The organism is Bradyrhizobium ingae (assembly GCF_055791185.1).
The window spans coordinates 18,773-29,760 of record NZ_JBVUBB010000058.1 but is presented as its reverse complement, the minus strand read 5'-3'; the positions used below and the strand labels follow the sequence as shown (position 1 = coordinate 29,760).

12 protein-coding genes, 1 tRNA gene and 2 pseudogenes are annotated in these 10,988 nt (G+C 62.6%); 9 read left to right on the top strand and 6 right to left on the bottom strand.

Features of this window, described 5'->3' with window-relative positions; genetic code table 11:
* Positions 1-310: 310 nt before the first annotated feature.
* Entirely contained in the window at positions 311-964 is a 654-nt protein-coding gene (gene chpT / locus ACV1FX_RS39485; protein WP_254103655.1) for a histidine phosphotransferase ChpT, read from the bottom strand.
* A gap of 170 nt (positions 965-1,134) precedes the next feature.
* Between chpT and ACV1FX_RS39480 the strand changes: the two genes are divergently transcribed.
* Positions 1,135-1,968, top strand: a complete 834-nt coding sequence (locus tag ACV1FX_RS39480; RefSeq protein ID WP_473122890.1) for a 3'(2'),5'-bisphosphate nucleotidase CysQ family protein — start codon at positions 1,135-1,137, stop codon at positions 1,966-1,968.
* On the opposite strand, the gene ACV1FX_RS39475 is transcribed toward ACV1FX_RS39480, so the two are convergent.
* Positions 1,958-2,443: a YHS domain-containing (seleno)protein gene (locus ACV1FX_RS39475; RefSeq protein ID WP_473122889.1), complete on the bottom strand. Its 486-nt coding sequence runs from the start codon at positions 2,441-2,443 to the stop codon at positions 1,958-1,960. The two genes, ACV1FX_RS39480 and ACV1FX_RS39475, sit on opposite strands and share 11 nt — an antisense overlap.
* Before the next feature lie 138 nt (positions 2,444-2,581).
* Between ACV1FX_RS39475 and ACV1FX_RS39470 the strand changes: the two genes are divergently transcribed.
* From ACV1FX_RS39470 to tnpC, 7 genes are all read left to right on the top strand, one after another.
* Positions 2,582-3,187 (top strand): DUF1134 domain-containing protein, encoded by a 606-nt coding sequence (locus tag ACV1FX_RS39470; protein ID WP_473122888.1) that lies wholly within the window; start codon positions 2,582-2,584, stop codon positions 3,185-3,187.
* Between the two features lie 326 nt (positions 3,188-3,513).
* Positions 3,514-4,812 carry a hypothetical protein gene (locus tag ACV1FX_RS39465; protein WP_473122887.1) on the top strand — a complete coding sequence of 433 codons (1,299 nt, stop codon included), beginning with the start codon at positions 3,514-3,516 and terminating at the stop codon, positions 4,810-4,812.
* Positions 4,813-4,965: 153 nt separating this feature from the next.
* Positions 4,966-5,040 (top strand) — tRNA-Val (locus ACV1FX_RS39460).
* A 197-nt stretch (positions 5,041-5,237) separates the two neighbouring features.
* Complete coding sequence (locus tag ACV1FX_RS39455; protein ID WP_473122886.1) at positions 5,238-5,618, top strand: hypothetical protein; 381 nt, start codon at positions 5,238-5,240, stop codon at positions 5,616-5,618.
* Between the two features lie 375 nt (positions 5,619-5,993).
* Complete coding sequence (locus ACV1FX_RS39450) at positions 5,994-6,341, top strand: transposase (protein WP_473122885.1); 348 nt, start codon at positions 5,994-5,996, stop codon at positions 6,339-6,341.
* Positions 6,338-6,682 (top strand): IS66 family insertion sequence element accessory protein TnpB, encoded by a 345-nt coding sequence (tnpB, locus tag ACV1FX_RS39445; protein WP_254097333.1) that lies wholly within the window; start codon positions 6,338-6,340, stop codon positions 6,680-6,682. Before ACV1FX_RS39450 ends, tnpB begins: the two co-directional genes overlap by 4 nt.
* Before the next feature lie 74 nt (positions 6,683-6,756).
* Positions 6,757-8,349 carry an IS66 family transposase gene (tnpC, locus tag ACV1FX_RS39440; protein WP_473122884.1) on the top strand — a complete coding sequence of 531 codons (1,593 nt, stop codon included), beginning with the start codon at positions 6,757-6,759 and terminating at the stop codon, positions 8,347-8,349.
* Between the two features lie 120 nt (positions 8,350-8,469).
* On the opposite strand, the gene ACV1FX_RS39435 is transcribed toward tnpC, so the two are convergent.
* The 4 genes and pseudogenes from ACV1FX_RS39435 to ACV1FX_RS39420 form a co-directional block, all read right to left on the bottom strand.
* Positions 8,470-8,730 carry a hypothetical protein gene (locus ACV1FX_RS39435; protein WP_473122883.1) on the bottom strand — a complete coding sequence of 87 codons (261 nt, stop codon included), beginning with the start codon at positions 8,728-8,730 and terminating at the stop codon, positions 8,470-8,472.
* 463 nt (positions 8,731-9,193) lie between these two features.
* The gene (locus ACV1FX_RS39430) at positions 9,194-9,733 is read right to left on the bottom strand and encodes a GcrA family cell cycle regulator (RefSeq protein WP_473122892.1); all 540 of its coding nucleotides are present in this window, start codon (positions 9,731-9,733) and stop codon (positions 9,194-9,196) included.
* 127 nt (positions 9,734-9,860) lie between these two features.
* Positions 9,861-10,190 carry an N-acetylmuramoyl-L-alanine amidase gene (locus ACV1FX_RS39425; protein ID WP_473122891.1) on the bottom strand — a complete coding sequence of 110 codons (330 nt, stop codon included), beginning with the start codon at positions 10,188-10,190 and terminating at the stop codon, positions 9,861-9,863.
* Positions 10,191-10,248: 58 nt separating this feature from the next.
* A pseudogene (locus ACV1FX_RS39420) lies at positions 10,249-10,371 on the bottom strand (IS3 family transposase); the annotation flags it as partial.
* A 96-nt stretch (positions 10,372-10,467) separates the two neighbouring features.
* On the opposite strand from ACV1FX_RS39420, the pseudogene ACV1FX_RS39415 reads away from it, so the two are divergent.
* Positions 10,468-10,830: pseudogene (locus ACV1FX_RS39415) on the top strand (IS110 family transposase); the annotation flags it as partial.
* Positions 10,831-10,988 lie beyond the last annotated feature (158 nt).

Below are 10,988 nucleotides of genomic sequence, written 5' to 3'. Positions count from 1 at the left end.
GGCGGAAGATGTTATCCAGGATCTTGGCGTTGTTCGGCTCCTGCTCGAACTTCACCAGCTGATTGTCCACGGTGTCCAGGCTCTCGCTGGTCTCCGTCAAAAACTCCCGCAACAGATCATCCATGGAAACAGGCCTTCATGAGGGAAGGCGCATGGGATGCGCCTTTCAGAATGAGGCCAGCTTCACCGCAAAGCGTTTAATATTGGTTGAGTAAGTGCAAAAGAACGGAACCAACAAAGACATAAGGCGCTCCGAAAGTTTCGAAGCGCCCTGTAAAGCTTTGATTAACGAGTGCCGTGCGGTTGCCGTTTACGAAGCCGTAACAGTTATCGCCTCGCCCTCCGGCGCGAGCTTCACGGTGAGCCCGCAGGCCTGCGCCAGCAGCCGCGTATAATAAGGCTGGATCGCATGCGCGTCCGCAGCGGGTCCGCGCTCGCCGCTCAAGAGCTCGGCGATGTTCTGCGGCAGGCGCGCATTGTGTCCGGTGGCGGTGACGCGAAAGCTCATGGTCTCGCCATCGCCGATCGGATCGACCTTCAGCATGCCGCCGCGTGGGATCGTATGCTGCGCGATCACGAGCATGTTGAGCAGCAGCTTGACGCGGTTCTTCGGCAACAGGAGCCGCGGCAAATTCCAGGTGATCGTGCACTTGCCGTCCTCGATGTGGCCGCGCGCCATGTTTTGCGCGTCACCGAGATCGATCTGCGCGCCGGACGATCCGGCTGCGCCGAAGGCGAGCCGGCAGAATTGCAGCCGCGCCGATGCCGTCTTGGCGCTCTTGCGGATCAGGTCCAGCGCGAACTCGCGATCCTCGGGCTTGGGATCGTCATCGAGCACCTCGAGGCCGTTGACGATGGCGCCGACAGGGCTGATGAGGTCGTGACAGACCCGCGAGCACAAAAGAGCCGCGAGTTCGAGCATATCGGGAGCAGTAGCGGTACCGGGTGACGAGGTGCCAGACATCGATGGTTCCTGGAATAGCGCGGCCGAAAGGCGGCGAATCACGCGTGCCCTAAAATTGGCTCGGGTTCTAACATTCGTACCCCCGTTGCAGCTAGCGCTTGCGATAGGCTCGAAGCGGCCCTAAGGACGCGAATCGACTTGAGGCGAAAGAGGTTGCCGATGAATGAGGCATGCAGGTGAAGGGACGCATTGATTCGGCGGCCGCCGTTGGCCTGATGGAGCCGTTGACCGCGCTGGTGCTGAAGGCGGGCGAAGCGATCCTCGCCGTCGATCGGGCCGCGATGCGGGTCGACGGCAAGCAGGACGGCTCACCGGTCACCGAAGCGGACCTTGCCGCCGACCGCATCATCGGCGAGGGGCTCCTGCAGCTCGCACCAGACACGCCGACACTGTCGGAAGAGCGGGCTCAGCTTGCGACGTCGCCGTTTCAGGGCAGCTTTTTTCTGGTCGATCCGCTCGACGGCACCAAGGAGTTCGTGGCCGGCCGCGACGAGTTCACCGTCAATCTCGCCATCATCACCGACGGCGTGCCGCTGCTCGGCATTGTCAGCGCCCCCGCGCTCGGCCTGCTCTGGCGCGGCATCGTCGGGCGCGGCGCGGAGCGCGTGACGTTTGATGGCGCGATCATCGGGACTGCCGAGCCGATCCGAACCCGAAAGCTGCCGAAGCCGGGCGAGCCCTGGGTTGCCACGGTCAGCCGCTCGCATTGTGACGCAAGGAGCGAAGCCTTCATTGCCGGCCGGCCTGGCGCGGTCAGGCAGACCGCAGGCTCGGCTGTCAAATTCGGCCGTATCGCCGAAGGTACCGCCGACATCTATCCCCGCCTCGGCCCGACCTCGGAATGGGACGTCGGCGCCGGATGTGCCGTGGTCACCGCCGCCGGCGGCAAGGTCACGGACGGCAAGGGCGGCGAGATCCGGTTTGGCGAGAGACGCGACAACTTCATCGTCCCGGAGTTCATCGCCTGGGGCGACCCGCAAGGCGCGTTCAGCCCTACTGGCTGAGTTGCTCCTGCAGCGCGGGCCAGCGCTTGCGGACTTCATAAAGGAAGCGCTCGGGATTGGCGGCAAAGGCGTCGCGACTATCCTCCCGGCTGAACAGATAGAGCCGCTGGGCCGAGACCACGAAGAAGCGAGGATTGCCGGCGATGACGACGCCGCGGGCGATATCGGTAGGATCATAGCCGCCGAACTGCGGTCCATAGACCTCGGGATGGGCCAGAAACTCCGCCCTGTTGCCCTCGTTGCGGAACCGCCAGACTGCGCCCCACAGGCTTGCCTCGAACTCGGCCGTGCCGAGGGCGGGCCCGCCGTCGACGAAATAGGCCACGGGGTCGAACCCCTCGATGGCCACCCCCGAAAAGCGGTTGACCACGATCCGCTCGGTGGTGGCGGCCTTGGCGGCCGGCCCATAGAAAGTGAGCCAGAGGCCGGCCAAAAGAGCGATCCAGAGGCCGATCAAGGCAATTCCGGGGCGCAAAGGGCTTTCTTCCTGCCGTTGTGCCGTCATAGTTGCTACGGATAACATCCGAGTCGAGGGGACATTCGGCGCAACCTAGCCCTCGCCTGTTGGCGTCAGGTTAAGGGTGCAGCCGGATTCGATACCAGGGGTTCTTTTATGACTTTCGCATCACGCCTCGCCGCGGTCGCACTTGCCGCGATGGTGGGCTGGATCGTGCCGGCCTCCGCACAGCAGGCTCCGCCACCCAACCTGCCGCCGCCGCAGCGGACCCCGACGCCCAACACCTATGGGCCGGACGAACTCGTCGGCGCCGGGCACCGTTTCTTCGGCAACGTCTCGCGCGGGCTCGCCTCGATCATCGAGAAGGCGGTCAGCCAATGGGGCCTGCCGAACGGCTACATCCTGGGTGAGGAAGGTTCCGGCGCCTTCGTTGCAGGCCTGCGTTATGGCGAAGGCACGCTCTATACCAAGAATGCCGGCGACCTCAGGGTCTTCTGGCAAGGCCCCTCGCTCGGCTTCGACTGGGGCGGCGACGGCGCGCGCACCATGACGCTGGTCTACAACCTGCCCGCCACCAACGCGATCTACCAGCGCTTCGCCGGCATCGACGGCTCCGCCTACATCATCGGCGGCTTCGGCATGACGGCCCTGACCGCCAACAATATCGTGCTGGTGCCGATCCGGTCCGGCATCGGTCTGCGGCTCGGGGCCAATATCGGCTACCTGAAATACACCCCTCGCGCGACCTGGAACCCGTTCTAGCGAACCCCGCCCGGGGCGTTCGACAAAATGTCGAAAACAACCCCATGCAAAGTAGCCAAGGCCCGCCGGCACGATGCCTTGCGCATCGTGCGGAACCGTTGACGAGCCCGGCAAATCAACAGGCATCACGGCATGATCCCGGCGCGCGGGATGGATGGAGCCGTAGCGAGCTGCTTTTCCGCTAGCGAAGGATCCGGCGCGTTCTGAGGCGCCCCTTCTTTTTCGGTTACCGATTCACGTTAACGACGTACCGGGGCTGGCTTTTTGCCGGCCCGCCATGGCATGGTCTTTGGTAAATTTTTCCTTGTCTCTGGGAGTTGTGGCTCATGGTCGAACCGATCATGTACCTTGCGATCGGTTTCCTGCTTTCGATGCTGTGCGGGCTCGCGATCGTGCCGCTGGTGCATAACCGCGCCGTACGCCTGACCACGCGCCGGCTGGAAGCGGCAACGCCGCTGTCGATGGCGGAGATCCAGGCCGACAAGGACCAGCTCCGCGCCGAGTTCGCCATGTCCGCGCGACGGCTGGAAATGAGCGTCGATCAGCTCAAGAACAAGACCACGAGCCAGCTTGCCGAGCTCGGCAAGAAGAGCGACGCCATCAACCGCATGAAGATCGAGCTGGGCGAGAAGAACGCCACGATCTTCGCGCTGGAGGCGCGCGAAAAGGCGGTGAAGGAGCAGCTCCGCGCCACCGAGGAGGAATTCAACGCCAAGACCGAGGCGCTGCGTACCGCCGAACAGGCGCTGACCGACAAGCAGGGCGAACTCGCCAGGATCAACCATGAGCTCTCCGACCGTTCGATGATGGCGGAAAGCCGCCAGGTCGAGCTGGTCGCGGTGCGCGCGCAGATCGAACAGCTGAAAAATCGCGTCGGCGATGCCGAGAAGGAGTTCGCCTCCACGCAGGCGCGGCTGACGCAGGAGCGCTCGGAGTCCGAGACCGCCTCGCGCGAACTCGGCGACGCGCGCGGGCGCGTCGAGAATCTGAGCCAGCGCGTCACCGACCTCGACCGCCAGCTCATCGTGCAGGTCAAGGAGGCCGAGATGCTCTCCGGTCGGGTCACCGATCTCGAGGGCCGGCTCGCAACGCAAGGCAAGCTGCTCGCCGAGCGCGATTACGAGAACAACCAGCTCCGTCAGGGCCAGGAGACGGCCGAGCGCACCATCAAGGAACTGCGCACCGAGATCACGGGCCTCAGCGCCGGCAACAAGTCGCCGGCGCTGGAGGCGCTGCGTGGCGAGAAAGCCACGCTGGAGGAGCAGCTCAAGGCCGCGCGCGACGAGCGCTCAAAACTTCAGCGCGACATCAACGCGATCCAGCAGCAGGCCGAAAGCTCCTGGGCGACCGAGCGCATGGAGAATGCGCTGCTGCGTGAGCGTATCAACGACATCGCCGCCGAGGTGGCCAAGCTGGCGATGCAGCTCGAAGGCCCGAACTCGCCGATCGAGGCGCTGCTCGCGGCCGAGGCAGGCCAGGCGCCGAAGCCCTCCCCTCGTCCGGCCAATGGCACGACCGCGAACGGCGCGGCTGCAGCCAGCCTGCCCGAGGGCGGCGGCACGCTCGCCGAGCGCATCCGCGCACTTCAGGCCCACGCCTCCCGCGCCCGCCAACAGGGCGCATAGGCCGCCAAAAGGCGATTTCGCGGGGGGTTGCGGGATCCACGGATCATTTTCCGGCCTGACGCCCCCTGAAAACTTGACACCTTTGGCCCGCACTTCTAAATCGCGGGCTCTGACGTGCCGGTCGGCCAACCGCCTGACCGGCACAATGGTCCCGGGCGCATAGCTCAGCGGGAGAGCGTTCCCTTCACACGGGAGAGGTCCAAGGTTCGATCCCTTGTGCGCCCACCATTAAGCCTTGATCATCAACAACTTAATGAATTGATTCCCTGGATGTGTGCCCCAGAAATGCCGGGGCACAACTGGGGCACTTCGGCACAGTTGATGACCGGCGAAGCTTTTTGACGGCGGGTCAGATCGGAATGCCTAGGGACTTGCAAGAGCTGATAACGACCTAATTCGATGCTGCTGCGGCAAATGCGTGGAGCATGTCCACGGTCAGTGAGGCCGATAAGCTCGTGCTCCACGAGGCCGGGCTCAAGGTAGTCAAGGCTTTTCCTGGCAGTATGTCGGGTCAGTGCGTCCTGATGAGCGCGTTGTATTCACCGGCGCTCGAGAGGCTCGGTCCGCAGCGCGTCGACGGCAAAGAGCTGTTCTTTGAGTCGAACCTCGATTGGGACGGGCATGCATGGGTCGTCTATGGCGATTGGCTCGCGGATGCGTCGGTCTGCCGCACGGCTGATGCCGGCAGCCTGCGGATCGTTTCGAAATACATCGCCAAAGAACTCGGCAAGGGCAAAGGCTTGTTCGCAAGCCGTATGGCTGCAATGGACCCGTCAGGAATCCGGTACGTCCGCAATATGTGTTGACGCAGGATCAGGTTGACGCGGTCGCGCGCGGTGCGCTCGCGATGATCGACAAACTCAACGGGATTCGATGACCGCGCATTGTCCGAATTTGGTCCGCCAAGTCACAAACTTCGCCGGTGCAGCCTGTGGTGAGCAATTGGTCATCCAGCTGAACAACGCCGCCTGACGGGGCCGCATCGCACAATGCCATAGAACTTGCGGAGAATCGCAGTCTGGCCGCGCCACTCAGAACAAAACTGCAAACTCCTATTGGAGTGTAAGCGGCAAAGAGACCCCGTCTAGCGGAGTGGGGGAGCGATGGGCTATCGGCTGCTGAGTTGTGAGCCGATGAGAGCTTCTATGTCTACGCCTAGTTCTGGAACTAGAACCTTCCATATGATCGAAGCGGTCGCCGAGCGTCTTGACGGAGCGCCGCGGCAGCTTCGCCGACGCTGGTCGGACGAGTTCAAGGCGCAAGTTGTGACAGAGGCACTGGAGCCTGGCGCGAGCGTATCGGCGATCGCCCACCGGATCGGCATCCACCCGTCGCAGCTGTTCGCTTGGCGCCGTGGTGCTCGGGCTGAGCAGCTTTATCGCTCGCGGCACTCGGGTTGCGAGGGTGCGGTGCCTTCTGTGGCAGACGCAGTGATCGAGATTGCCATTGGCGAGATCGTCGTGCGCGCCGGCATGGATGTCGACGAGGCGCACTTGCAGCGGGTGATCCGGGCGGTCCGTTCGGCATGATTCCCTCTGGTGTGAAGGTGTTCCTGGCCAGCCATCCAGTCGACTTCCGCAGGGGTATCGATGGCCTTGTTGCGCTTGTGCGCGATGCCGGCTCAGATCCGTTCGACGGTGCGCTTTATGTCTTCCGGGCCAAGAGAGCCGACAGAATAAAGATCGTATGGTGGGATGGCTCCGGCGTGTGCCTCTATTTGAAACGTCTTGAAAAGGCGAAGTTCTGTTGGCCGCGGATCGGGCATCATCGGGTACAGCTCAGCCCGGCGCAGTTGATGGCACTGGTGGATGGGATGGATTGGAAGCGGGTCCGGACCGTGGCGGTCAAGCCGCCGGAGATTGTTGGGTAAAAGCACTGCGGCGAAGTGAATCAGTGAGCTGAAAGGGCGAGAGAACCGGAGCAAAATGTGCTCTGGTCGGGCCAATGACGCCGCCCGATCTCGACCTCCCGAATGACGTAGAGACGCTGAAGGCCATGGTGCTTGCCATGGCTGGGAAGGCGGCCCGCACTGATGCTCTTGAGAGCGAGGTCGCCGATCTCAAGGCCCGCAACGCCGATGCCGATGCGCGCATCGAGCGGCTGACGCAGATCCTGAAGGCCTTCGACCGCGCCCGGTTCGGTCGGCGATCGGAAAAGCTCGGCTCTGCGAATGGTGCCGATGAACAGCAGGCCTTCGTCTTCGAGGAGATCGAGACCGGCATCGCTGCGATCAAGGCCCAGGTCAGCAAGAGCCGAGCGCAAGCGGACGGCAAGCGTGCACCTCGTCGGCGCAAGGGCTTTGCGCCCCATCTGGAACGCGTCGAAACCGTCATTGAGCCGGAAGAGCTGGCTGAGCATGCCGGCAAGCAGAAGGTGCTGATCGGCGAGGACGTGTCGGAGCGTCTGGATGTGGTGCCGGCGAAGTTCCGTGTGATCGTCACGCGCCGTCCCAGGTATGCCTTCAAGAACGCGGACGGCGTCATCCAGGCGCCGGCCCCGGCCCATATCATTGAAGGCGGCATTCCGACGGAAGCGCTTCTGGCCCAGATCGCGGTCGCCAAATATGCCGATGGCCAGCCGCTCTACCGGCAGGAGGCGATCTACGCCCGCGACAAGGTCGAGCTCGACCGCCAGTTGATGGCGCAATGGATGGGCAAGCTCGGCTTCGAGCTCGAGATCGTGGCCGACTACGTCTTCAGCGAGGTCAAGAAGGCCGAACGGGTCTTTGCCGACGAAACCACCCTGCCGACGCTCGCTCCCGGCTCCGGATCGACGAAGACGGCCTACTTATGGGCCTACGCCCGAGATGACCGAACCTTTGGTGGCAGTGGTCCCCCGATGGTGGCTTATCGCTTCGAGGACAGCCGCTCCGGCGAATGCGCGGTCCGGCATCTCCATGGTTATCGGGGTATCCTGCAGGTGGATGGCTACGCAGCCTATAACAAATTGGCGCGCCCCGATCGCGGCAATGATGGCATCACATTGGCTGGCTGCTGGTCACACAGCAGGCGCAAGTTCTACGAGCTGCACGTTGCAGGGAGCTCGAGAGTGGCAACGACGACAATCGAGCGGATGGCAAAGCTCTGGCAGGTCGAGAAGACCGTGCGTGGTCGTGGCCCCGACGCACGCGTTGCCGCGCGCCAGCAAGCCTCCGCGGCGGTCATTGCAGATCTCTTCGATCTCTGGGAGCAGACCTTGCGGCGGATCTCCGGCAAATCAAAACTGGCCGAGGCGATCCGCTACGCCGTCTCGCGCCGCGCCATCTTCGAACGCTTCCTGACCGATGGTCGCATCGAGCTCGATTCGAACATCGTCGAACGCGCCATCAGGCCGCAAACAATTACGAGAAAAAATAGTCTCTTCGCTGGTAGTGATGGCGGCGGACGGACCTGGGCGAGCGTCGCCACACTGCTGCAGACGGCGAAGATGAACCACGTCGATCCGTTCGCCTGGCTCACCCTAACGCTTCAGCGTATAGCCAACGGTTGGCCGAGTAGCCAAATCGACGCGCTTATGCCATGGAACCACGCCGCCTGACGGACTCAGCTTGCCGCTTACATTGGAGTGACCGCTTCCCCTTGTCGGGGGGTCCACTGGCCTTATCCGGCCGAAAATGGGCATTCGTCGCACGATCATATTGCTTCGTTGCACTGCCCGTTAGGCGAGCCTCGTCCGGCGCGGGATGTAGAGCTGGGTGAGCTGACGGTCGGCGGGAACGACGACGAGATAGCCCACCGTCATCTCCATCGCCGGCGCATCTTCCCAGCTATCGTTCTGGAACTTGCGGTCGCGCGTCCCTGAATAGACGACTCGATCAAGCGGAGCCGCTTCCGGCTGAACCAGCAGCGAGTTTAGCGACGTTTTTGATGCATGCGAGTGAAGGTCGGCGAGGGTCTCGTACAGCTCAATTATGGTCATGGCTGCCTCCGGACAGACAGATGCAAGTGGCCGCCCCGTCAGCTTCTCGTCAGGTGGATGCGGCATACGCGACATACTGATGCTCGTGGAAGAGGCGACCAGTATCGGCGAGCTGGTCGCCCGCGCACTGGCACGAGCTTCGGCGGCACGCGGTGTATGCTCCACGGCGACGCACCGCGTGCCGATTTTTCCACCGTCGTGGCGGCACGGCCTCTCGAATTGCAGGACGGTCGCACCGCTGAAGTAGTGCTTTCGTTCAATCCAAAGAACCCATCGCCTTTTGATATCACCGCGACGTCTACCGGCCCACCGACCGTCTCGGGACCGAGCGACATTCGCTTTTGAATTCTCACCTTGATCGCCGCCGCCCACTCAAGACCGCTTCAGCCTCTCAGCTTTTACAGAACTCTCCGCACAGTACCCGACCCGTGGTATGGGACGTGGTGCGCGGATTAACGTCCACTTACGGCTTGGACCCACGCCTCGTGTTGAAGCGCTGTCCAGAGCTGGATGAGCGTGGGACCGTTGTTTGATAGGCCTTGCGCGCACACGCCCTGCAATAGCTTTCACCCGGAAGCGCCGGCGCACCGCAAAACCGAAACTCCGGCGAGGCCGGATCCCCGATGGGCCAGCGGCATGAACTCGGCTCAAGCTCTGCCAGAGTGAGATATCGGGCCAGTGGCACGATCTCTGCAATGACCTCTACCTGCTCGTCGACATAGTCGATGTTGGGCGAGGCCAAGGCCAGATTGCCGCGATGCCGAACGCTGGCCACGGGACCAAACCGTGATGATCGCTCGAGACGGGGCGAACGCGGGGCTCGCGGTTTCGCGGGGGTGGTCGCACGGCGAGAAAGACCGAGACGGTGAACCTTTCCGATCACGGCGTTTCGCGTGACGCCGCCAAGCTCGGCAGCGATCTGACTTGCGCTTAGTCCTCCCGCCCAAAGAGACTCCAGCCGTTCAATACGCTCGTCGGTCCATCCTGCACCGTCTACTGACATCCCGTTCTCACCTGCGCATCTAGCAACCGGAGCGGCATGACGATCCGTGGGGCTACCGAGATGCAATGTTATGTTATAACATAACATCTTGCTAACGCGGGCCGGCTCGGCTTTCAAGCGCGTCACGCTACTGATTGCGGTTTATCCCCAATACCTTGGGCGCTTCGCGGACAGTCGTCCCCACATCCAGCGCGGCGGAGCCGCGGCAATTGCGGGCACTTAGAACGTCGTGGTCTGTCGTATGCAAAACCTCAAGACCGGTCTTAAGCGCCGCAACGACGCTGGCTCGATGATGATCTGATTGCAGCAGCAGTTCGTCGGCTTTATTCGACATGAACCCCATTTCGACGAGAACGCTCGGCGTTCTGGATCGCTGCCCCCCGAAATTCGCCCGACGCGCTGGATTGTGCAGCAGAAGGATGTCCGATGCGAGCGCCCTCTCGAGATATTCTTGCAGGCGGCGGAGAAATAGCGTTTCTCGCGCGCAAGACTTGCCAGAATGTCGGCGACCTCCTGCGAAATCTGATGGTCATGCGGCAACAGCCGATGGCTTTACACGCCCGCCGTTCGCTCATCCCGTGAGCTTCCATGAGATGCGCGACAGCTTTCCGCTTTCCCGCGGGCCCTACCATTGACTGTATGTCCTCCCCACAAAATGAGGCGCCTCACCCTCGATGTTACGACGAGGGTTACCTGGATGGACCGGGCAGAGCCTCAAACAAGGAGGGCGAGTCGTGGGTCATCATACCGAGGCCTTTGTCGGAATCGATACGTCAAAATTGCGTAGTGCGGTAGCAATGGCTGATAGCGGCCGTGGCGGCGAGGTCCGATATCTGGGGGGGGGCCTGCTACGGAGGCGGCGATCCGAAAGCTGGTGGCAAAGCTTGCAGCGAAATGCTGTCGTTTGACGTTATGCTACGAAGCAGGGCCGACAGGATATGGCCTCTACAGACTGCTCAAGAGCCTCGGCCATGACTGCCTGGTGGTCGCCCCCTCGCTCGTTCCGAAGAAGGCCGGCCGATCGAGCGAAGACGAACCGGCGCGATGCGGTAAGCCTCGCCAAGCTGTTACGCGCGAACGAGCTCACTGCGGTACACGGTCATCACCGAAGAAATGGGTATCGGCAGCTGAGTAAAATTCCCAGCGTCTGCAACGCCAAGGGCAGGCTCATCGCAGATCCAACGTCTGGCGAACAATTCGGGTCTGCGAACTCGGCAATAAGACTGAGACAGCACTCCGTCGGTCCTACAAGCAA